At 27.6% G+C, this 22,773-nt stretch carries 21 protein-coding genes and 2 pseudogenes; 1 reads left to right on the top strand and 22 read right to left on the bottom strand.

The window, feature by feature from the left end; translation table 11 throughout:
• Window positions 1-2: 2 nt before the first annotated feature.
• The 17 genes and pseudogenes from GOY08_RS00510 to GOY08_RS00595 form a co-directional block, all read right to left on the bottom strand.
• A complete protein-coding gene (locus GOY08_RS00510; protein ID WP_158996610.1) occupies window positions 3-680 on the bottom strand; it encodes a methyltransferase domain-containing protein in 678 nt (225 codons plus the stop codon).
• 335 nt (window positions 681-1,015) lie between these two features.
• A complete protein-coding gene (locus tag GOY08_RS00515; RefSeq protein ID WP_158996611.1) occupies window positions 1,016-1,672 on the bottom strand; it encodes a hypothetical protein in 657 nt (218 codons plus the stop codon).
• 93 nt (window positions 1,673-1,765) lie between these two features.
• Entirely contained in the window at window positions 1,766-2,389 is a 624-nt protein-coding gene (locus GOY08_RS00520) for a hypothetical protein (protein WP_158996612.1), read from the bottom strand.
• Window positions 2,390-2,715: 326 nt separating this feature from the next.
• A complete protein-coding gene (locus GOY08_RS00525; protein ID WP_158996613.1) occupies window positions 2,716-3,429 on the bottom strand; it encodes a hypothetical protein in 714 nt (237 codons plus the stop codon).
• Between the two features lie 394 nt (window positions 3,430-3,823).
• On the bottom strand, window positions 3,824-4,474 hold the full coding sequence (locus GOY08_RS00530) for a hypothetical protein (protein ID WP_158996614.1): 651 nt from the start codon (window positions 4,472-4,474) through the stop codon (window positions 3,824-3,826).
• 55 nt (window positions 4,475-4,529) lie between these two features.
• A complete protein-coding gene (locus tag GOY08_RS00535; RefSeq protein ID WP_158996615.1) occupies window positions 4,530-5,996 on the bottom strand; it encodes an SMI1/KNR4 family protein in 1,467 nt (488 codons plus the stop codon).
• An 809-nt stretch (window positions 5,997-6,805) separates the two neighbouring features.
• Window positions 6,806-7,309, bottom strand: a complete 504-nt coding sequence (locus GOY08_RS00540) for a hypothetical protein (RefSeq protein ID WP_158996616.1) — start codon at window positions 7,307-7,309, stop codon at window positions 6,806-6,808.
• Between the two features lie 154 nt (window positions 7,310-7,463).
• Window positions 7,464-7,844, bottom strand: a complete 381-nt coding sequence (locus GOY08_RS00545; RefSeq protein ID WP_158996617.1) for a hypothetical protein — start codon at window positions 7,842-7,844, stop codon at window positions 7,464-7,466.
• A 124-nt stretch (window positions 7,845-7,968) separates the two neighbouring features.
• Window positions 7,969-9,426 carry an AAA family ATPase gene (locus tag GOY08_RS00550; protein ID WP_158996618.1) on the bottom strand — a complete coding sequence of 486 codons (1,458 nt, stop codon included), beginning with the start codon at window positions 9,424-9,426 and terminating at the stop codon, window positions 7,969-7,971.
• A 573-nt stretch (window positions 9,427-9,999) separates the two neighbouring features.
• Window positions 10,000-10,275, bottom strand: coding sequence for an IS66 family insertion sequence element accessory protein TnpB (gene tnpB, locus GOY08_RS00555; RefSeq protein ID WP_158996619.1), 276 nt, complete (start codon window positions 10,273-10,275; stop codon window positions 10,000-10,002).
• Entirely contained in the window at window positions 10,272-10,613 is a 342-nt protein-coding gene (gene tnpA / locus GOY08_RS00560) for an IS66 family insertion sequence element accessory protein TnpA (protein WP_158996620.1), read from the bottom strand. The genes tnpB and tnpA overlap by 4 nt, the downstream gene beginning before the upstream one ends.
• Window positions 10,614-10,971: 358 nt before the next feature.
• Window positions 10,972-12,813 carry a leucine-rich repeat domain-containing protein gene (locus GOY08_RS00565; RefSeq protein WP_158996621.1) on the bottom strand — a complete coding sequence of 614 codons (1,842 nt, stop codon included), beginning with the start codon at window positions 12,811-12,813 and terminating at the stop codon, window positions 10,972-10,974.
• Between the two features lie 637 nt (window positions 12,814-13,450).
• Window positions 13,451-13,747 (bottom strand): hypothetical protein, encoded by a 297-nt coding sequence (locus GOY08_RS00575; RefSeq protein ID WP_158996622.1) that lies wholly within the window; start codon window positions 13,745-13,747, stop codon window positions 13,451-13,453.
• A 178-nt stretch (window positions 13,748-13,925) separates the two neighbouring features.
• Window positions 13,926-14,078, bottom strand: a complete 153-nt coding sequence (locus GOY08_RS00580; RefSeq protein WP_158996623.1) for a hypothetical protein — start codon at window positions 14,076-14,078, stop codon at window positions 13,926-13,928.
• Window positions 14,079-14,346: 268 nt separating this feature from the next.
• Window positions 14,347-14,517, bottom strand: a complete 171-nt coding sequence (locus GOY08_RS00585) for an IS4/Tn5 family transposase DNA-binding protein (RefSeq protein WP_158996624.1) — start codon at window positions 14,515-14,517, stop codon at window positions 14,347-14,349.
• A 301-nt stretch (window positions 14,518-14,818) separates the two neighbouring features.
• The gene (locus tag GOY08_RS00590) at window positions 14,819-15,475 is read right to left on the bottom strand and encodes a hypothetical protein (RefSeq protein WP_158996625.1); all 657 of its coding nucleotides are present in this window, start codon (window positions 15,473-15,475) and stop codon (window positions 14,819-14,821) included.
• Between the two features lie 255 nt (window positions 15,476-15,730).
• Window positions 15,731-16,396 (bottom strand): annotated as a pseudogene (locus tag GOY08_RS00595) (IS1 family transposase).
• Between the two features lie 151 nt (window positions 16,397-16,547).
• On the opposite strand from GOY08_RS00595, the pseudogene GOY08_RS15695 reads away from it, so the two are divergent.
• Window positions 16,548-16,652, top strand: a pseudogene (locus GOY08_RS15695) (group II intron maturase-specific domain-containing protein); the annotation flags it as partial.
• A 364-nt stretch (window positions 16,653-17,016) separates the two neighbouring features.
• On the opposite strand, the gene GOY08_RS00605 reads toward GOY08_RS15695, so the two are convergent.
• Genes GOY08_RS00605 through GOY08_RS00625 form a run of 5 tightly spaced genes read right to left on the bottom strand, consistent with a single transcriptional unit; the run spans window position 17,017 to window position 22,770 of the window.
• Window positions 17,017-17,670, bottom strand: a complete 654-nt coding sequence (locus GOY08_RS00605) for a hypothetical protein (protein ID WP_158996626.1) — start codon at window positions 17,668-17,670, stop codon at window positions 17,017-17,019.
• 1 nt (window position 17,671) lies between these two features.
• A complete protein-coding gene (locus tag GOY08_RS00610) occupies window positions 17,672-18,346 on the bottom strand; it encodes a PAAR domain-containing protein (protein WP_158996627.1) in 675 nt (224 codons plus the stop codon).
• 29 nt (window positions 18,347-18,375) lie between these two features.
• A complete protein-coding gene (gene vgrG / locus GOY08_RS00615) occupies window positions 18,376-20,502 on the bottom strand; it encodes a type VI secretion system tip protein VgrG (protein WP_158996628.1) in 2,127 nt (708 codons plus the stop codon).
• 3 nt (window positions 20,503-20,505) lie between these two features.
• On the bottom strand, window positions 20,506-22,122 hold the full coding sequence (locus tag GOY08_RS00620) for a hypothetical protein (RefSeq protein ID WP_158996629.1): 1,617 nt from the start codon (window positions 22,120-22,122) through the stop codon (window positions 20,506-20,508).
• A gap of 3 nt (window positions 22,123-22,125) precedes the next feature.
• Entirely contained in the window at window positions 22,126-22,770 is a 645-nt protein-coding gene (locus GOY08_RS00625; RefSeq protein ID WP_158996630.1) for a hypothetical protein, read from the bottom strand.
• Window positions 22,771-22,773 lie beyond the last annotated feature (3 nt).

Consider the following 22,773-nt stretch of genomic DNA (forward strand, 5'->3'; position numbering starts at 1 on the left):
TATTATATTTTAATTGCAATTACGTCAAATAAATCAAAGTTTGTTTTTTCCATTGAAGCTGAAAATTGTTGATAAGTTCTATGAAGAAGATACTTAATTTGGAAATTATTTTTTTCTAGTATAGTTCTAATTTCATCTTCTGTTACTGAGTAACATTTTCCAGATTTTACAAAATCAGCTTTTTCACCAAAAAAGTTTGCTGCAAAAACTCCATTTTTTTTCATATGCGTAGAAACTTTATTTATCAATATAGGAAGCGATTCTTTATTTCCAAAAGGTAAGGAATATAATGAAATAAAAAAGTTAAAAGATTTAGGTAAAATAGCAGAATCAAAATCACTTAATTGAAAATTAATTTTTCCTTTTAAATCAATACTTCGATTACTTAAAATTTCACCAGAACGTTTGGATGAGTCATATGCATAAACTTGCCAACCTCTTTTTGCTAGAAAAATATCTTCATTTCCTGCACCAGAGCCAAAATCAACTGCTATCCCAGGCTTTTTATCCGCCAAGTACTTATCATAGGCATCAATGAAGACGTACTTTTCACTATTGCCTGTTGTCGTGTCTATATATCCTGTCCAATCCTGATTTTGAGTAGTTACTGATTGTTGGGCAAAAACTGCATTGTTAAATAAAGGAAGAACAGCTAAGGATACAAATGCATAGTGTTTCATTTTAAAACCTCATTCATTCATGAAATATTAACTGAGATAATTGAACTTTAATTTAAAAAACATTTACTACTAAGACGTTGTGATTCTAAAACTTTCATTATCAACCAGTTAACATATTGCACAAAAGAAAAAAAGTGATTTTATTTAAAATTGAAATACATGAAATATTATTAAAAATGCATAGATGTATTAATTAATTTTTATATATTAAATATTTTATATCTATTCATAATGAATGAAAAATAAGAAGAAAAATTTTAAACTACTTGAATTCAGTTCTTGACAGAAATAATTTTAAGCATTCCATAATTTATTTTTTTTAAGTATTTTAAATGTTAGTTTCTAACTTTTTGGCACCACAGTAAGAAAGGATCAGGAGAGTTTTCTTCTACTTTTGATGGTTGAATTTTTACAATCTCATTGCCGTACTTAGGAACTTTAACTGAAAAAGTTTGATCTACCCATTCACGAAATTCGATTGGCTCCAATGGGAGTGGTTCATCATTATCATTACCTAAATAGTTTTTGTATTCTTCTTTAGCAGTTAAATCATAGTTATCTAATGCAAGATTTTCATAACCAATTGCAAGTAGACGAATAAAATCTATGGTATTATCAGTCAAAAAACAACCCGGTTCACCATGGCTAGGAACAAAAACATAATTTAAATTCCCATCATCATCAAGCCAAATTCCTGCACGATCTCCGCATTTATCAACTCTGACGAATAATGCAAGCCGATTATTGATAAATGGGTCATCACTTCCTGTGTAATATTTATTTGAATCAATTTCTGCAAAAATAAATTGTGCAAAGGCACCGCCATGATCAATTAAATGTTCTTGATACAAATTAGCAAATCTTTCATCAGTGTGTGTATATTTATGAACAAATCCATTTTGTTCTAGCCATAAAAACATAGCTTCAATTTCGGGTGGCATTGGAATGCTTTTTGGAAATGATTCTTTCATTTCCTCTAAAAATGTTTTCATAAAGACCTTTCCATATTTAATATTAAAAAAATTTCATTCCATGAAATTTAATTGAATGATTTAAAAAAAATATTTAGTTACATAAATTTCTTTCTATTTTTCATTTCTTAGATATCCTGAATCAGAGTGAAGTAATATTTGATTGTTAACTTGTTTGAATACTAAAGTCCTCAATAATTTTGGAAATATCTTTTTTTTATTTGTTTTATTAGATTTATTTAATAATTCTTTATTCGAATATCCCCAAAATGAGGCGGTTAATTTGGGAATACCGTTATATTCATCAAATGCTTGTTCCAAAACAAATAAACAGACATTTGGGTTAACAATAGAATAAGAATTTTCTTTAGACTGAAGACTGAGAAAGACTTTACTTCTTTCGATAATGTAACAGTCGTTTTTTTCATCATATTTTAATGAATTATCTGCTGTAAGAAAGTTCTTAAAATCTTCAATTTGATATTCTACATTTTCTTCTAAGCCATTTGCAAATATGGAATTTGGATCACAAGGCTGCCCCCAGCATGAAATATCTTTTTGAATGTTTTCTGTCCTATCAAATATATCAATACTATCAGGGAAACTATCATCACTACTTGTGACACTTATATTCGCCAGGCCATGTAATGAAAATGCTCCAGAATGTTTTCCTTGTATGGTATATATGACACCTATTACAATAAAAAATATGATTAAAAATTCTTCTAAATATCTCATCACTATCACTTTCAAATTTTGTTTAAAGCCTAATTTTTAATCTTAAATTATCAAATTTTATTTATATTTTTGGAAGAAAAGTTCCATATTAATAATTTTCTTTATCTTCAATACCATCTGCGTTTTATAACTCGCACTTAATAATTTGAATTGTTTAATCTATTATTTATATCAAATAGAGGAAATTAAATTTTCCAAATATCTTATATTATAATTTTACAAAAAGTAAAGTATTATAATAATAACAAATTTTATTATTTCTATCTTGGTAAATATCTAAAAAATATTATCATTAAAATTAATATTTTAATAATTTTATAAATTAATTACGAATCATTATTCAATGTATTAAATATTTTTAGTTGCATATAGTCATTTGGAGTATGAATTAGGTTATATTCAATATTATTTAATTTATATTTTCCAAAATAAATATTATTTTTTTTATTTAACAAACTATCATTATAAAGTTGAGTAAATACTTCCTTAGCATTATCTGTTAGCATAGATGGTTCTGTTGCATAAATTAGTGTAGTGAATGTTGAAGTAAATATTTCAGATTTAGAATTTTCATTACTTAAAATTGCTTTAGCTTCAAGTGAATTCACATTATTACTATATTCTATTTTTAAATTCATCGTAAAATATTTGCTCATATTTACGACTAAAAATTCGCTATTATTTTTTTGTATTTTTGTATTTAATTCTAGAATATCAGATTCAGATATTTTTTTATATTTATCATATCTATTTTCAAACTGCTGTCCCGTCACTAGGTAATATTTTTCACTTTTTATTGAAACATTTTTATTGTTTTCTATTTTTGGTTCATTTTCTGGAATACTTGTTTCATTGTCATCATAAAAACATGCTAATACGAAAAAAGAAAGTACAATAAAGAGGACGGCATAAGCATAGTAAAGTCTGTCTTTTCCTTTGAAGTACCAAATAATAACTGATTTTGGATAGATAACACCTGCTAAAGCAATTATAAGCAATGTTACTTGAAATAAAAATATTAAGAGTATAATTAAATTCATATTCACCTCTAAATTAATTTTAAAAAGCATTTAATACTATGTATTGATGCAAATAATATTTTCTATTTTAATTTATTACCATTCAAAAAAATCATTCAAAGAAAAAACTTCTTTGAAATATATTAATATCTTAAAAAAATGAATAATCAATTGAAATAAAATATTTTTTACAATTTTTATAGATAATTTTCTTCAAATTAAAATAAAATATGTATTGGATATTTCTCTTATAAAAACTTAATCACAAGATTAAATTAATTTTCCTTCATCTTTCATGAAAATTTTTGTATATTCAGGCTTATTTATAGCTTTTTCAATGAAAATATAAACTTGATTGTGAGAAATCTTTAATTAAGAATTTTATTAAGTATTTAACCTTTATATAAATATTTTGTCAGTTATTATTTTCAATAATAATATTTTTGTAGTAAGGATTTTCAATTAAATAATTTTCCCAACAATTATTTGGTCTTAATTTTTCTATATATTCTCTTTTTTTGGTAGGATTTAAATTAAACCAAAATGGATCCCAGAAAAGCACAAACCACAACTCAATGATGTATTGCATTTTATCAAATCCAACTGGGTTTTCGTTTGGGAAAACTACCCATGGAGGAGGTGGTTCTAATTCAGCATGATCAATATCATTTAGTAATTCTATATTATTGGTTAAAAGATATATTACAATTCCATCATACTCATTTGTCTTAGCAATCGCTAAACCGTGCTCTAAGATAATTTTTTTATTAAAATGAGTATCTTTATTATCTGGCATATTTCTATCAAGGAAATCAATATCTGCTTTATAATATTTAATTAATATTTCTTTCAATTTTGGGAAATCTATTTCAGATATCATAAAAATTATTTGATAAGCATATATATTATCACTACATTTATTTATTTTTTTAGGATAATTTGTTCCTTTATATAATTTAAAATTTTCCTTTAGAAAATAACTTTTTAAATCTCTTAAATAACATTCGTATATTTCAGACTTTTTTTCTTTAAAAATATTGATAAATTTATCTAGTATTTTTATCATTTAATTTCCTTCTATATAAATATAAATGTTTGAATATTTTTTATTCATCTTCTTCTTAAATACTTCGACAAAACTCAAAAAATTCATCACTCTGCTGTTTTGTAGTAGAATTACGCAAGGTATAGCGAACTTTTTTTCCAAGAATTTTTCTGACTTCCAAAAATGCGGGATAGGTACAGGAAATTTCTTTTAAATTTTTTAACTCTCCTATGACAAAATAGTTACCATCTTCAACAACTTTAAATTCTAATCTTTCAAGATTTTTTAAATTTTTAAGAAATGATAAACTTTTTACTTCTAAGTTATATATTTCTAATTCAAGTAAACTTTCTATTTGTCCAATGACATCTAGGTTGTATTGTTCTATATGGCTCAGGCTTAATTTTTTCAAATTTTTGCAGTCACTAAGTGTTGAAAAATCGACTATTTTAGAATGACTTATTTCTAAGTAGGCTAATTTTTTACACTCTTTTAGAGGAGAAAGATCTAAATTTCGCATTGAACTAAATTCTAAGCTGGTTAATTCTTTACAGTCACTTAGAACACAGAAATCATTTATTTCTGTTTCATTAATAGTCAATGACTGTAAATATTTTAAATTATTTATTTTACTTATATCAATGCTTTTTGATTGAAAAACAAGGATTTTTAATAAAGGTAGATCAGACAAAAATGATAAATCTTTTATTTCAGTGCAATTAAATCTAAGTTCACGTAGATTAACTAAATAAGGTAGAATATTTAAAGATTCTTTATTATTAAAACTGTAACTCAGTTTATTAAACACTTTTTTATAATCATGAAATGTACATATTTCAGGTATTTCAAATTCTTTTTTCAAACTGGCACTTAATAATGAATTTCTATTTTTGTAAAGATGTATTATTTTTGGATGCATTTTTATATTTTTATAGTAATCATTTTCAATAAAAAAATTATTGCAACATTCTAAGTAATAGTGATCAGAATCTTCATTTACTATAACGCATATACCATTTCTAAGCTTCTCAACTAATAATTTCAAAATACTTTCAAAATTTGTTTGAATAACATACATTACATCTTCATCTCTACCAAAATTAATAATTTGCCCTAATTTACCCTTTTCAGCTGGTTGAAAATCTATAGCAAGGAAATTTCCACCTCCATCTTGAGCAAATGGTAGCCATCCCTCAAAGAAATATTTTTCTTTAATGACAGCAAATTCATATGAAAAAATATTCTGTTCATATTCGCTTCTATGATTTATAAAAGATTTATTAAACTCTAATTCACCTATAATTTCCTGAATGGATAGTAAGCCATAGCCAAACATAAAACCAAAGTATTTTTCATTTTCTCCATTATAAATTTTATAAAATTCTCTAAAAGATTCGGGTAATTTTTGTCCAATGAAGACTTCTAAAGAATTAAGGTCTTCCTCTGAAGCGCCTTTGTTTAAAAAGGAATCTAAGTTAGGTATATATTTTTTTATTATTTCAATGTGTTTTAGAACATTATTTTCATTAAAGTTATTTTGCATTTTGTTTTCCATTTCTAAATTATATGAAAGATTTTATTGATAAAAATTTTCATTTTGTGATTTATTTGTTAGAAGCAACATCTGAATATTGTTTTTGAAAACTTTTGATTTATGAACTTTTCAAATAACAGTTTCAACAAATAAATGTTTTGAGATAGCATAAATTTTTTAGGATATAAAATTTAAAAAACTAGTATTTTTTAGATAAAAGTAAGGTGAATTATAAATTTTTAGATTAAATTTTGTATTTTTTTCTGAGTGAAAATAAAATTTTTCTTAGTTTCAGCATTTAGTAAAGTTTTTTTGCTAAGTTATTATTGTAAATAATAAAATTAAACTTAAAATTAACGCCGGTTTTATTAGTAATTTTTCTTTCGTACAACTTCAGCAGTAAGTTAATTTTCTGGTCTGTTCAAGCGAAGTAGTGTTTTTCTTTTGTAAGAACTAATCAATAAGATTCCCAAAAAATGGAATTTAATTCTTTACGAAATCTTTTAATTGATATTTTTCTAATACTTTCTTCTATTAAAGATTAGAAAATTCAAATAGCTTTAAAATCTTCAGGACTTATAGTTCGAGCATAATGTTTCATCTGTTGTATCCCTCTCGTATACAAGCTACTTGTTTTTGCTGTGATGTCTTCAATATCTTTTTGAATAGCATCCATTATCTTGCCATCTTCTATTAATTTTTTTTGATACTCTATGTATTGTTTTGTCGCTTTGCTTTTTCCATAAGAAGCTAAATATTTTTGATGATCAAAATATATTAAAATAGCTGGTCCTATTTTTGCCGTAATTTTACTTTTTTCATAAGCTTTCTTTGATGGTATATGGTTTGATTCTATTCATTTCAAATGACAAGCTGCAATCATTACTTGCAAAATCTATATAAATTGAATTAATTTTTTGCTCTTTGTATTTTGAGTCATTCAAATCATCAATACTACTGTCAAAATCTTGTATATATATTCCAATTTTATCTTTTTCTAATTCAATACCTAGATCATTAAATGTATAAATAATGTTTTTATTAAATAAAAATCCTTTTAAATTAATAAAGTTGGTAAAAATATCAAACCCTAAAAAATCAAATGTATTAGATCTTTTAGAAATATTTATAGCTACAAGTTGATCATTTTGATTAAAGTAAGTTGTTAGTCCTAATTCACTATAATAATCATTTTTTTCAGAAAACTCTTCTTCTTCTGAAATAATAAAATGACTTTTTAATATTTTCCTTGTTTGATCAGGAGATAATCCTTTTCTTATACAGTCTCCTTTAACTTCTCTATGATATTCAAATTTCAGCATTATATCTCCATTATTTGACAATAAAATTATTTGGATCAAGGGTTTTAACATACTCTAACATCTGTCAAATTAACTCAGCTCATTAAATGATATATTTCTTAAATTATAAAAATTTTTCGTATAAATAAAAATTTAAAATGCATAAGCATAAATTTCATCTTTCTGAAGAAATATCGATATTAAAGGAATTTTCATCTATGTCATAGAAGGTTTTGTTTTTACAATTATATTCAATAATTTTATAATTTTTAATATTTTCTTCTGTTATTATAAAATTTGTGTTAGATATGTTTGAAATATTTCTAATAAAATTTAATAAATAATTAAAGTTTTTTTCGTTTTTTACATCTCTGGGATTAAAAGTAAATTGAACTTGTTCTTCTTCAAAAAAGTTACATGAAATTTCCATGTCTATAATATTAAAATTTAGGCTTATTTCACCTGAAGAAAAATGTTCTTTTTTTAGTTCAAATATTTTTATAATTTCACCATTACAGAAATAATGTGGGTTAAAATTTGAATCAATATATTTCAATATAATTGCCCAAATATTAAAGTTAGTTTGATATCCAATTATATCTTTTAAAGCTTTATCATTTCTAAATTTATTTTTTATATTATTCCAAATTATTTTGATATCCTAATCCCTTTTGAAGTTGTCACTTATTTATTTTTATGGATTCTATTTCTAAAAAATCTGCTATATCAACGATACGGTAGAAATAAGGATCTGTAGCTACAGAGGATGCAACTCCACTTAAATGAAACAATACTGCTAACTTTGCAAATCCCTTAGGTGTCTTTAATCTTGATATCTTTTCTTGCATTTCTGGAATAATTTCTCTGTTAATTTCACGTCTTTTAAATTTGAATTCACAAATAAACAAGCAATTTGTTTTAGACTGCACAAGATAATCAATTTGGCAACCTTGTTGAGTTGTGGTTTTGGTTTGCCGATAAGGGCCGCCACGTACAATATCAACAGGAGAAATGCCTAGTTTTTGAAGTAACAGTGGCCGATTTTGTAGTAATAAAGCTTCTAATTGTAATCCCAAATGAGTTTCAAAACCTGGCATGGTAGATAGGGGCACTTGATTGAATCCACCTTCTGCAATAGCTCCCAGATTAGGTTCTATAACTTTGAGATAAAATCTCATATAGGGATCTGAAATTCTATATAAACTTTGTTTTAGAGGTTCTGTCGTTTTGAATGACCATAAAGGTTGCTTAACTACAAAACCAGCCACAATCAGATGATCCATCATTTGGCTAAGAGTGCCACTGTGAGCAAATTCTATGCTCTGCCTAATTTCTAATAATGTTCTTGCACCGTCTTTTAGGCTATCTAAAATCTTTTTATATGTAGTGCCTTTGGTATTAAATAAATCATGAAAAATATGATCAAATTCGGTAACAAGTAAGCCATTTTTTTCAAAGGCAAGTTGTTTTATATTATCATCAGCAGTTATATTAGGATTGAATTGCTCCAAATACCAAGGTATACCGCCAACAATACTGAGCAACTTATACATATCATAATGAGAAAGCTGCATGCCGAGATTTTGTAAAAACTCAGAGCTTTCGCTAATGGAAAAAGGTTCTAAACTGATAGTTAAATTGATACGTCCAAAAAATGATGTGCTTTTTAAAATATTTTCCTCAATCCATGTTGAGACTGATCCGCAAAATACCAGAACCATGTGAATAGCTTGCTTATCCCACCAAGCTTTTAGTTTGGGGATAAAAGTAGGGTCTTTTGACGCCATCCACGAAATTTCATCAAATAAAATAATGTCTCCTGACTTAATATGAAGACTTAAATGCTCAAACGCATCGCTCCAATCTAGAAAAGTCATGGGTGGGATTTTTAGTACTAGCGCAAATTGATGGGCGAAATTATTTCTTTGTTCCTGTGCAGAGATACCATCTTCTGGAGCAAGACCAGCAAAACTCCAAAATGTTTGAGCATTGGATTTTTTAGCAAACTCTTGGATAAGTCTGCTTTTTCCAATTCTTCTTCGTCCTTTTACAACAATTAAACTAGAAGCTTTTTTCTTGTATATAGCTTTTAGTCGCTCTAGCTCAGTTTTTCGGCCGATAAATAGTTTATTGGACATAGTAACCTCTATTCTGCTCAAAACAAATAAAACTATATTTTGAGCATTTTACTTAGTCAATAAGAAATGCTCAAAATGATGTTTTTGGCTTCTTGAGAATTTTAGGATCAATTTATTCACTAAGATTCAATTGATGAAAAAAAAAGCAATTAAAAAAGATTAAATTTATATCATTGGAATAAAATTAAAATATTCGGTAAGAAATTGAAAAGAATAGAAACGTAGCATGAAATTTGTAAACTAGTGTATGTTAACTATGGATTAAACATGTTTAAATTTTAATGTAAGCTTAGTTCTTCCATTTTTTATAATAATATTGATAATAGTATTTTCATATAAGATAAAACAATCAGTAGGAAATTCAGAAAAGAATTTAGTAAAACAAGAAGATTCAAAAGAAAATTTTGCTGGTGAATTGACTAATTTTTTCAAAGGAATCAATAATCTCTAATTTTAAACAGGGATTTATACCTTTTGGAATTATTTTTGTAGGGGAATCATTATTATCATAAATATGCATTTCAGATTTGTTTTTGTGCTGTACAAAGACAAAGTTCCAATTTTATTCATCTATTAACCGTAAAGTGAAACTAATAATTCTAAATCCCGTTCTAGTAGCATAATATTATTTTTATATTTTAGATGATTAGGTGTAAATCGTCGAACCTTCACACATTGAGGTTTACTCGGCAATGTTTGAAGGTTCGACGATTTACTGAATAATGAACCAGAAAAAGGTTTATCATTAATTTCATACTTAATTAAATTAACAAGTCCATAAATTTCTTTTCTAAAATCGACAGCTCTTACACATAAATAAATCGATGAAAATTCACGATAGTTTTTCATTGCATTTCCTTCATAATATTGGATATCCATCTAGGACCTGGATTCATTGGAATTTTAATAATTATACCTCTTGGAAATTCAATTTTAATTTCATGCATTGATACATCATAGCAGCTCACATTTTTTCCGATTTCTACTTGATAATTTTTATCTTCATTAATATCACTTTTATGAGTGACAGGTATAAAATTCACATTGTTCTGAGTTTTATTAACTTTTAACCAATTATATAATACTGCTTCTGATAATTTAAATTGATTACAAAATTCCCTCTTTGAAAGACCTGATGTGGAATATTGTCTTAAGATTCTTTGAGCTTCTTCCCTTGACCGGCGCATCCTTGCTCTCCTTTTTATTAAAAAAGAAGTTATATTTCCATTTTAATTTTCGGTTTAGATGGTTTCGGTGACGCGCTTACAATATATTGAATTATTTCACCCCAATCGCATCATTTATAACGATAGTATTTGTTTTTTAGATGAACAAAAAAAATTAATATGTTCCCTTCAGAAAAGTAAAATTCCATTTATTTTGATCTTAGCTAAGGCTCTGGCCTAAAAATACTAGAAAGTAACAATTCTCACACCAGCTCTCACTAGCTATGACGCATTCTATAACAGAACTATTCTCTCAGGTTTGAGACTTGGTAAAAAAACTTGATGAAGAATAAAAAAAAACTTCTTCGCGCAAAGAAGCTTATAGTATAAAATTTTTCAATTTAGAATGATTCCGCTTAAATTCAGATCTATTTAACGTACCAGCTTGATTGTCACGAAGCGCTAGCTCTTCAAGCTCTGTTAAGCCAGCAAAGAGTGTTGGGGGAATGTGGGTAAGTTTGTTCCTGTCAAGACGTAACACCTTTAGCTTTGTATTCAATGCAAAGGTACTAAGGTCTAACTGACTGAGTTGATTGTAAGAAAGCCATAGCTTTTCAAGCTCTTTTAACCCAGCAAAGAGTGTTGGGGGAATGTGGGTAAGTTTGTTATAGCCAAGATCTAACTCCTTTAGCTTTGTATTCAGTGCAAAGGTACTAGGGTCTAACTGACTGAGTTGATTGTAAGAAAGCCATAGCTTTTCAAACTCTTTTAACCTAGCAAAGAGTGTTGGGGGGATGTGGGTGAGTTTGTTATAGCCAAGATATAACTCCTTTAGCTTTGTATTCAATGCAAAGGTACTAGGGTCTAACTGACTGAGTTGATTGTCCTCAAGCCATAGCCATTCAAGTTCTGTTAAGCCCCCAAAGAGTGTTGGGGGGATGTGGGTGAGTTTGTTGTAGTGTAGATATAACTCCTTTAGCTTTGTATTCAATGCAAAGGTACTAGGGTCTAACTGACTGAGTTGATTGTAAGAAAGCCATAGCTTTTCAAGCTCTTTTAACCCAGCAAAGAGTGTTGGGGGAATGTGGGTGAGTTTGTTACTGCCAAGATATAACTCCTTTAGCTTTGTATTCAGTGCAAAGGTACTAGGGTCTAACTGACTGAGTTGATTGTTAGAAAGCCATAGCCATTCAAGCTCTGTTAAGCCTGCAAAGAGTGTTGGGGGAATGTGGGTGAGTTTGTTATTGTATAGATATAACTCCTTTAGCTTTGTATTTAATGCAAAGGTACTAGGGTCTAACTGACTGAGTTGATTGTAAGAAAGCCCTAGCCATTCAAGCTCTGTTAAGCCCGCAAAGAGTGTTGGGGGAATGTGGGTGAGTTTGTTAATGCTTAGATTTAACCCCTTTAGCTTTGTATTCAGTGCAAAGGTATTAGGGTCTAACTGACTGAGTTGATTGTTAGAAAGAGTTAGCGTTTCAAGCTCTGTTAAGCCCGCAAAGAGTGTTGGGGGGAGCTGGGTGAGTTTGTTATTGTATAGTTGAAAGTTCTTTAGCTTTGTAATCCCAGCAAGGGGGCTAATATCTTTAATTTTATCTTTATCTAATAGACGTTCTCCATCAAGATTTAAACTTGTTAAACCCTTCACTGCATTTGTATCACATTTGTTACTTATTTTTTTTGCTGTTTTGGTTGCTTCGAGTCCTGTATTTAACCGACACCACTTTTTAAATGAATAATTCATTAAAATAGTTATGTTTTTACTTTCTGTGCCATTACCATGCAAAAGAAATTTACAGTGAGTTGCGGTGTCTAATGAATTGGGTAATTTGGATATATAGGCGTATTTCTGAGCGGAGGAAAAAGCGACTTTATGACATTTAGGGTCTTGTTGGATTGTGCTATCTAACACTATCGAAATATTGCCACTAGCGTTAGAGGGAATTTTTATGCGATAATCAGAAAGCTGTGAGCCTTCTTCATCTATCCCACCTGTGGTAATTTTACCATTTTTCTTTGCTAATTTTGCACTTAATTTCCCAGTTCCATCTGCTACAAGATAAACAATTTCATTTTCGTCTGCATAACTCTTTTTAGACATGTGCGGCTTAGCTAATTTCGGCTCGAGATAAATTACAAAATCGCTACTCTCATTTGCAAACGTCATTGCTGGTAGAAAAAGCAAGGGCAATAGGCTTGCCTGATATTGTATTTTAAACATGTTTACTCCTTGAATTGAATAACTCTGGTTTGATTTTTTTCTAGTATGCTGGCATTTACATCTCACATGTCCAACTTCAAAAATCAGTAACGTTATTCTTTTATGTTACTTTTTAGTTATTTTCAATTTTGTAATAAATTATCGAATTTTATTTTATTCCTATAAATTTAAGCTTTTTTATTTGCTTTTTATTCACTCATTTCAAGGAAGAACTGTGACCACTTCACTCAAATATTAATGTCTTATAACAGTACTAAAATGTAACACGTCAGGCTAGCCTTTGTTTTACCCACAAAATAATTTGTAGTCATCTAATAATTCCATAAATCTAGTCCAACCTCTCCGCATAGATACTATTCTTGAATTTCCATCTCCTTAACTACCGATAAATCCACTTAGTTTAGCAATCCAAATATAAATATCTTTGATACTTTGTGGTTTAATTGGAATTGGTTTATTCCTGTTGAATTTTTTATATAAAACTTTCCATTTGTATTCACTAAGAACATTTTCACAACTTTTTTCTTTTTCTTGTTGAAAGTATCTTGTTATCCAAAATATTCTCCAAGATAAAATAAAAGTTAATACAGCATATTTTTTTAAATTATTTGCATCCCTAAGTGGTGCTTTTTCAACATTAAGTCCCGATTTTATGTAACAACACTATATTCCAACGCATGGAATATAATTTTACTTTATCCACAGCTTTTTCGAATGAATTTAATGGTAAATTTCTTAATGAAATAAAACATAATTGTGATTCTCCTTCCGTTGGATTTTTTTCAACTGCCATAACTGCTGTTATCTTAAGTATTTGTATATTATTGTTGTAATTATTTTTCGTTCTATTTGGTGGAGGATGCATCGAAAATACTTTATAGACTATTGATAACTTTGCTTCAAGATATTTTCTTCCGATCTGTGAACTTGTCACTTTAATATTTACAATACCTTTTGAACGACAATTTTCTAAAACCTCAAAGAGTTTTTCATCAGATTCACTGCGATGGCTTTTTTGTTTATTGTGCGGTTGTGGGAAGCTCTTATTAAAAAATTTTCATTCCAATCTAAACAATTTCTGTAAAGTTCATAAATATCTCCTTCTCTGTCTGCTAAATGGATAGTTTGTGTGTTCCAAAATCATAAGCAGTGCATTCTTTGATAAGTTCAATCCATTTAGTACTTTCTTTTTTTTTCAATAGATAATCTCTGATATTGTTGTTTTGTGAGTCGCCCATTTTCTTTAAAAGTTTTACGATCAACAAATTTTTGCCCCAGAATTCCTAGAGGGACGCCTTTATCACTTACTGCTAATAGCTCATGAGATATTAAGCCTTTAGTTTGAGTAAATGATGAATAATGCTTTGAGCAAAGACCTAAGTTTTTTGTTTGTGGTCTGTTAGGATAGCTCTAAATTAAAGTATCTTGTATTAGAAGAACCCTTGAGCATTCTTTTATCCTGTCAACAGTTCGCATTTTATGCGGTTGTAATATTTTTTCTGCTGTAATCTTTTCATTAGAAAAAAAACGATATCATGCTTTTATTTCTTTCCATGAATCAAAACTACTGGATATATTTTTTTCAGACTGTTCAGCTAATCCAATGCTTATTTTTTTAAATCTTGCATCAAGACGTTGGTCATCAAAATCAACATTCAAAAATTCCAAATTTATCCATGTTGACATTGCATTTGTATGAATCACACCCACCTCATTTTGAGTTAAGGAGGGCATCTATATTATGATATTGTACTCTTATCAAAAAATTGCATTTTGATTTCAATTAGTTTGTGGGTAAAGAAAAGGCTATCCTGACGTGTTACGTTCTTTTTCTAAATACACATTCTCAACTATTAATTGGCATTTAATAAAAACAAAATAAAAATTATATAACCTGCTTAAAATTATTCGTTGAAAACAAATATTCAAAGTTATGTTTCTATTTGAATCCAAGTACAAATTCTAGAGACAAGTCAAACTCATAAAACTCATATACTAACAACTTTTACTTTACTATTTCACTTTTAGTTAATTCAAATTCAGAATCATCAGACGCATTTATAAATTTACCTTCAAATTTATATTTAATTGGAAAACCTGGTGAAATTTGTCTATAATTAACTTTTACCTTTTCTGCATCATTATTAAACTGTGAACCAAATAATTCGTAGGTTGGTATATAAAATTTATTTTTTATCATTCTCATATATGTACAATATAAAAATAAGCCATTAAAATAATAGGGTTTAGGCTTTTCAAAATTTTCAATAAATATAATATGCGGATATCTTGAACCCATAGATGTAGTTTCAATACAAATAGATTTATTATTTTTATAAATAAATGCTTGACGCCAATTAGTATTATCTTTCTTGTATTTACCTATTCCTGGAAGATTGCGAATATTAAACTTTTTATTATTTATTATGATTGTATTTCTATAGCCTGTAACTTTCAAATTTTTATCTTTGAATTCAGCGTAATAATTCCATTCATCATCAGGGTCTTTTAAATATTTATCACCGTCTATAATTCCATCAAAGTTATTTGATTTATCAAAACATTTGTAATTTTCTAAAATGTCATCATAACTATATATTTTTTCTGCGTATACATAGCTCTTAAGAATTAATAAAATAAATGGTAATATTATTTTTTTCATATATACACCTAGAACCTTTGTATCATTAAATGCCAGTTAAGAGTTGAGAAAGCAATTGTTAGGAATGAAAAAGTAGCTCGAATTTGATAGTTAATTTTTGCATAAAAAAGTAACAAAGGAGTTACAAATGGATTGGCCGAACCAGCTCATTAGCGTTTATCCTACTACCTGCAATTTTTTTTCTCAACTCTCTTCCAACTCTTTTTTAAAAATAAGTCAGAACTCAAATCCCCTGCTCACTGATGAAGGGTAGTCCTAAACTCTTAATGTTTTGTTATAATGTAGCGCAAAATACAATACAGAACCGATATGATTTTCAATTTTTTTTGAAAAAGATAAAGTTTTTCTTACCAATCTTGAACACCTTTGTTTGATAGTATTATTTAATCTTTCAACCTAAATCGTTAATCCTTTATTCTTACCAACCGAACTATGTTGTTCTTTTGGAAAAATAACTTCATAAGATTCCCAGAAATCTTTGTAAAAATAACCTTCATCTCTATAAATTTTAGGTATTGACTCCCACAAACCATTTGCTCCTTTTGCTGATCTCGAGCCGATATACAAAGCAATAATTCCTGGATTTTCCTTATTTATCGCAATCCAAATCTACTGTTTATTTTTTTACTCTTTACGAATGACCACATTTCATCACACTCTATTTTAACTTGAATTTTTTTTATTATTAACAACGAATTCAGGTATTTTTTTATCTAAATTATCGTATTTTTCATTGAAATATTTTTGAAGCCAGGGTTCAAAAATACCTGTGACACGTGAAATTCCAGCAATAGAAATTCTTTCAAGCAAAAGTTTATCCACTAAATTCAAAGTTTGTTCGGAAATAATTTTATTTTCTGGATTTTCTACAAATTGTCTTCCACAAGTGAGGCAACGATGATTTTGTTTACCAGTTGAAATGAATCAATTCTTTTTGATTTGTGTACTTTGACACATTGGACAAATAGGCATTCTTACCCTCCAATTATTTTTGTATCATCACTACAAAAATAATTGGAACTCTTCAATACCTTCACAGCATTAAGAGTTTAAGACTACCCAAACTTTTAATCCAGTAATACGAGGATGGAATGTCTATTACGGGAAGTTCTACCCTTCAGAACTTAATAAATTTCATATTTATTTAAATGAAAGATTAAGCAGATGGGTTAGGTGAAAATATATAAAGATGCAAGGTTGTATAAAGCAAAGTTACAAATGGTTGGATCAAGTTGCAAAACAAAGAGCAAAATTATTTGCACATTGGAATGATATTATTTAATCAATTCGAATAATGGGACCCGGTAAATCTAGAGGTTTACGTCCGGTTCTGCGAAGGGGGTGGAGGTGAAATTCTTCTGCTCAACTCATCCACTTTAAGCATTATATAATTAAAAAATTACTTACTTTATTTTTAATTTGTAAGGTTGATTTTATATAATTCAATTTTCCTTTATAAATACTATTCTCTATTTCAGTTATTTAAATTCAAATCTAGATTAATTTTTATTTTAAATATTTTTAAAAAATTACATTTAATTTTATCGAAATGCTAGTGCCTTAGCTAATTTAACGTAATCAGGATCTGTTTTCCAAAAAATGGTTTCTCCATGAGCTGCGGTTGAATTGAATATATAATCGTGCCTTCCAATTTCCGTTTTTTTTTCTTCCTCCTTTTTTGTTTTTTTATTTATCTTTATATGTGTCACATATCTGATATATCCCTTAGGAGTCTCTTTTATTTTATAAATATTATGAGAAGGATCAGTAAATTTAATACCTACTTTTACTTTTGGATGAGATTTATATTTTGAAAATATATCTTTACCATCCCACCAAAAAGCACCATTTGAATAATCAATACCTGTACAATTTATGGCATTATTTGCAGCTTCAAGAACTTTAGAGAATATTGGGTCAGAAATTATCTTATCGTCCGAAGTTTCCTGGAAAAGATTAAAGCGAACATTTTTTCCATTTGTTGCAAAGGCATATTTCTTATCTTCTTCAAATAATTGAATTATAGTTAAGGGTTTTTTATTTTTTGCAACTAAATACTTATTCCAAGCACGAAGCCTATTCATTACTGCATAAGCTATTCCTGTAATTTCTTTAATATTATAATTTACTCCAGCTTCGCCATATGCAACGGCAGCTAAATATTTTGTTTGTTTATCAATTTTAGATTCTGTCATTTTACTTTATCCAATATCTGAATTTTTTAAATTCTTTTTTCGATTTAATCGTTTTTCCATCTTTCATTTCTTGAACCGGCATTCCATCCAGTTTGTAGCAAATATTTTCAACAGGTTTATTAGTATCCGCATAAACTACTTCACAATAATAAAAATGCTCATATTCATCATCGTCGGTTCCATTTTCTGAACTATCTTTATTTTTTTCATTGTTTTTTTCTTTACCTGCATCTTTATTACTTGAATTAAATGCGCCTAAAGCTGCTGCGATGTTGCTACTAAATACTTTTTCTTCGTTACTTTCATTTGCTTCATTTTTGTTACTATCTTCCTTTTCGTTATCTGTAGTTTCGTCATCTTTCTTATTGTCACCTTCAGAGGAAACCGAATCAGGTTTTGCCATACCAACAAATACTTTGTTTAAAGCTTGTTTCGCAACAAGGGTACAACCGCAAGAAGCTTTACAGCCATCATAAGCAATTGCTTTTCCAAATATTGTTGTATAAACAAGACCTTCCACTATGGTCCCAGACCAATGAAGAGGGATGGGGCAAAAAGTACTATCTCCAATTGTTGCGATTGGAATTCCTTCTGCTGTTATAAATGTCTGTGAAGTACTAACGACACTTCCGCCGCTTGAAAGCGGATCGCCTAACACAATGACCGATTTTTTCATAATATTTATATCCAAAAAATTTATTAATATTATTTAATTTCTAATTCACCCATTTTGCCTTTTAAAGTAATTTTACTTCCTGTAACAGAAATATTTCCGCTTTTGTCTAGTTTAATTACACTTGAACCAACTTTAATAGTAATTTCATCACCTGCTTTTATGTTTATATTTTTATCCGTTGTTATTTGAATATCTTCGACAGCTTGTAGTGAAAAGTTTTTTTGCGTACTTAATTCCATATGTTCTTTGGATTCATGCAGCATATTTTTTTCTGTCTTAAATTCAATTTGTTCTTTTGCTTTTAAATTATAATATTTCTCAGTCAAGACCTCCATATGTTCCTTAGCATCATGGAGCATATTTTTATCAGCTTTAAATTCCATTTGTTCTTTGGATTTAGAAAGCATGTTTTTAGCGGTGATCATTTCCATTTTCCATTTGGATTGGGTCAGGTGATCACCAAAGGAACGGATTTTCATGTGTTGAGCGGCAGCTAAATTAACAGTAGAAGTTTGATGATCCATTTCAAAGAAATTGTTCTTTTTATTTTTTGAAGGTTGGTCATAGATAGCAAAGACATGTTTTTTCTTTTTAATATCGATAGGAGCAGGTCTTTTATGGTTATAAACGCCCCCAATGACGATAGGGAGGTCAGGGTCACCATCTTCAAATACAAGTAAAACTTCTTCAATACCGCGAGGAATAGCAAAGACCCCATATTTGTTATTAGCCCAAGGGGACATGTAACGCGCATAGAGAAATTTAGATTTATCGGTAAAGTTATCATATTGCCAGGGAAGAAGTATTTTAATAAAGTAGTCTTCATCTATATTTAATTCTTTTTCTTCACCAAAAACTTTTGCGGTGATAGTGCCATCAATGTAATTTCGATTGTAGATAAATTTAGATTTATAAGTAACTTTTTTCGGGTGCATAGAAATAGAATTAGAGAATTCAAAATCAGAGCTACCAATAAATTGGAGATGAAAAGTAAAGCTATTGACACAGTAAGAGTTAATCTGATGAACAGAGCCAGACACAGGCCTTTTGTCAAAAGAACTGTAATTAGCTGTAATTAAAGATCCTAAGTAAATGGTGAGGTTGTTTGTTTCGCCATAAGCCAATTTATGGAGAGAGTTTTCTTTTTTATTCATTTCTTCGGATTTTGCATCGACGAAAGCAGCAAGAGCACCTTTGTCTTTGTATTTTTTTAGACCATCAAAGCCAGAAATTTTTTTTCCTTTTAAGAGATATTCTTCGGTAGATTTTGTTTTTGCTTCATTAAAAAGAATTTTTCCGTAATTTCGATGATCATGATCGAAAGCTTTGATAGAAATAGGAGCGCCAGAGTTTTCAAAAGAAATTTGGGAAATGCGATCGTTTTGAAATTGAATAAAGTCCTTTAAAGGGTTTGTTTCAGACTGTTGCAAAGCATCAGCTTTGTCCTCAATATTTAAGCTAATTTTTCTTGCTTTAGGGTTATCAATAAAAGTTTCAAGGAGTTTAATGTCATCAAAGATGATCATTTCATGTTCTTTATTTTTGTGTTTAAAAATAAAATTCCAGTCTTCTTCATCAATTAAGCGTAAAATAAAATCCCAGTCTGTTTCTCCATTTTGGACACAGTTCAGTCTTTTTGTATTTCTTGGTTTTTGTAATTTAAATTTTGGGACATATTCAGTAAAAGACATAGCTTTAAAGTCTTTGAAAACATCTTTAATAATATCTTCAACTTTTTTATCAATATAAACTCTATAAGAGTCTATTTTTGACATAAAATAAGGCAAAGGAAATGCAGTAAATGAAATTCTTTTGCTATTAGAATAGGACATGTCATCAACAGAAACCTGATCAATGAAGGCAGAAAACTCTCTAATTGGTATTCCTAAAGAATTATAAATTTGGATATGGACTTTAAAAAAATAAAAAAAATGTGAAATTTTGTCTGTATCTAGTTTTAGTTTTTTATTTAATTCTTTTAATTGAGCTATAGTTAAGTTTACATAAAAGGTCATATAAGAAAGACGACTAATAGTTTCATGCATCGAAAAATCACATAGTCCCATTTCTAAAATCTTACTTTCTCTTTTATAAAAAGAAGCTTTTAATGTATAACCAGAAGAGTTTTTATTAATTGAATAAATGTCAAGTTTCAAAATTTAGTTCCTTATTTGAGAGTTAATTATGCAGATGAAATCTTTTTCAAGAATGTAGTTAAGGAAAAATTCAAGAAATTGAGTCAGAAAGATATTTTTTTCACTAGATTTTAATGAAATTAAATATTCTGAATAGTAATTTTGGGGATAAGACTTTGAACAAACATAAATTTCTTTTTTTAGAATATTTATATCTTTAATGAAATCAAAAATAATTTCTTTATCTTTGAAATAAAATTTTTCAATTTTTATAAAATAATCCAATAAATATTCCAACCCATGAATTTTTTTTGGCAAAAATATATTTGCATTATACATAAAGTTAAATAGTTTTGAATCACACAACAATTCAGAATAAAAGATATGATTGCTATCACAATTTAATATTTTTCCAAATGAAAAACCTAATTTTCCACCAATATTTATATCTATATTTTGAAGAGTATTATAGTCAGAAAAAATATTTGTTGCTAAACCTTTCATTTTAATTCTATATTCTTTTTTTAATTTTTCTTTATTAACTAAAATTTTGTGAATAATATTGAATGGAATATCGTATTCAAAATATAAACTGCTCAGCATTGAAATATGCTTTTCGTTTAAAACTTCATTATCTTTAATATTATCATAAATTTTCATGTCTGTGATACAAAGAATACCTTGTTCTTTTAAAGATGCTACTTCAATTTCTGAAGGACTATCCACTGAAATAAAACTCCAAGGAATTTCTGTTTCATAAATATTATGAACAATAAAACAGTTGGTTTTTATGAAATCTTTTTCATGCTTAAATAATTCATATGCAGAAGGATTAATTGGTATTTTTAATTCAAAATCACTGGTTATTAATGGGGCTGAAGCAAGGTTAATTTCTATAAAAAATAAATTTTTTAAATTGTTGAGTATATTTTTAATTTTAAATAATTTATTTTTATCAAATAAATTGAAAGGATCTTTATTACTATCGAAACAGAAATTTAAATTATTCCTTTCAATTTCAAAAATTGTCGAATTATAAGTTAATAATAAGTTTTTTTTATCAGAAAATATAAAATCAAATAATGAAAGTATAAATTTTTTATTACTATGATTAAAATAAAGTCTAATTTTTGAGTTAAATAATTCAATATTTTCATCTTCAGTAATCGGAGAAAAAATTAACGAAAGAAAAGCTGAGTGTTCTCCAGGAATAAAAAAACTTTTATCAATTTTAAATGGTATTATATTGTCTGTTTTTTTTAAATTAAATTCATAATTAATGTCATTAATATTTATATCGCAAGGTATAACTTCATTTTCTGAAATATATTTATAAATATCAGAAAATTCATCAAAATTTTGATATTCTATGATATAAGTAGGTATTTCTGGAAGAAACCATTCTGGAAAAATTGGTTCCATAAATTTTTTAATTTCATTTGCTATAACGCCTTGCATTTTTGCATTGCTTAGAGTCATAAATAAAGAGCATGATTCTACTAATTTTTCAGTTTCATTATCTAATATACCGTTATGAGATAAGCTAAAATGTGGTTTTAGTTCACTATAATCATTTGTTAATAAATTTAATTCATTTTTAAAAGTATACATTTGTTTTGCTAAGAATTTTTCAAAATCCACTGCTTACTCTCCGAAATATTTATTAATATCTTCTTTTTCCATATTTGAAATTTTAGTTATTTCATTATCAAATACTGTTATTACATAGAATAGAAAAATATTTTTTTCTGATTTTATTAAACCACAACAAATTTTGTGTTTCTTTATTAATAATTCAATAGCGTTTATGTATTTTGAATGTATTTTAATGTATACATTGCAACTAATTCCATAAATAGTATGTTTTTTAGAGATAAAAGTACTAGAAGATGTTCTGTTTATTTTATTGTTTTTTATATTAATTAAAAATGGAACTCTATCATCAAATTTTATATCTTCGTACGGATTAATATATTTTTTGAAATATTCGATGAAATAATAACTTATATGTTGCTTATTTAGTAGTTTTGTTTTATCTTTATCAAAATTAAGAAATTCGTTGTCTAAAAGAGAGTTATTATATTTTTCTAAATCAGATAGATTTTTTAAATATATTATTACAAATTTAGAAATAATTTCTTTTTGTCTATCATTTAAATCTTTGAATTTATCATAATAAATTTCTGGAAAAACAACTTTGAAGCTAGCAGCAATATTTTTATTTGGGTCAGGGTAATACATAATAGAATGACTTAGCATTCTTTCAAATTCTTTAATAATATTGTACATATA

This window comes from Pigmentibacter ruber, assembly GCF_009792895.1.
Lineage (GTDB): Bacteria > Bdellovibrionota_B > Oligoflexia > Silvanigrellales > Silvanigrellaceae > Silvanigrella > Silvanigrella rubra.

What these genes read in the sequence shown, in the direction of transcription:
- GOY08_RS00525 (WP_158996613.1), bottom strand. Translation starts at nt 3,429, where the DNA reads ATGAATTTAATTATACTCTTAATATTTTTATTTCAAGTAACATTGCTT.
- GOY08_RS00565 (WP_158996621.1), bottom strand. Translation starts at nt 12,813, where the DNA reads ATGTTTAAAATACAATATCAGGCAAGCCTATTGCCCTTGCTTTTTCTA.
- GOY08_RS00540 (WP_158996616.1), bottom strand. Translation starts at nt 7,309, where the DNA reads ATGCTGAAATTTGAATATCATAGAGAAGTTAAAGGAGACTGTATAAGA.
- GOY08_RS00590 (WP_158996625.1), bottom strand. Translation starts at nt 15,475, where the DNA reads ATGAAAAAAATAATATTACCATTTATTTTATTAATTCTTAAGAGCTAT.
- GOY08_RS00530 (WP_158996614.1), bottom strand. Translation starts at nt 4,474, where the DNA reads ATGATAAAAATACTAGATAAATTTATCAATATTTTTAAAGAAAAAAAG.
- GOY08_RS00610 (WP_158996627.1), bottom strand. Translation starts at nt 18,346, where the DNA reads ATGAAAAAATCGGTCATTGTGTTAGGCGATCCGCTTTCAAGCGGCGGA.
- GOY08_RS00510 (WP_158996610.1), bottom strand. Translation starts at nt 680, where the DNA reads ATGAAACACTATGCATTTGTATCCTTAGCTGTTCTTCCTTTATTTAAC.
- GOY08_RS00515 (WP_158996611.1), bottom strand. Translation starts at nt 1,672, where the DNA reads ATGAAAACATTTTTAGAGGAAATGAAAGAATCATTTCCAAAAAGCATT.
- GOY08_RS00535 (WP_158996615.1), bottom strand. Translation starts at nt 5,996, where the DNA reads ATGCAAAATAACTTTAATGAAAATAATGTTCTAAAACACATTGAAATA.
- tnpB (WP_158996619.1), bottom strand. Translation starts at nt 10,275, where the DNA reads ATGAAAAACTATCGTGAATTTTCATCGATTTATTTATGTGTAAGAGCT.
- tnpA (WP_158996620.1), bottom strand. Translation starts at nt 10,613, where the DNA reads ATGCGCCGGTCAAGGGAAGAAGCTCAAAGAATCTTAAGACAATATTCC.
- GOY08_RS00605 (WP_158996626.1), bottom strand. Translation starts at nt 17,670, where the DNA reads ATGACAGAATCTAAAATTGATAAACAAACAAAATATTTAGCTGCCGTT.
- GOY08_RS00520 (WP_158996612.1), bottom strand. Translation starts at nt 2,389, where the DNA reads ATGAGATATTTAGAAGAATTTTTAATCATATTTTTTATTGTAATAGGT.
- GOY08_RS00625 (WP_158996630.1), bottom strand. Translation starts at nt 22,770, where the DNA reads ATGTACAATATTATTAAAGAATTTGAAAGAATGCTAAGTCATTCTATT.
- GOY08_RS00550 (WP_158996618.1), bottom strand. Translation starts at nt 9,426, where the DNA reads ATGTCCAATAAACTATTTATCGGCCGAAAAACTGAGCTAGAGCGACTA.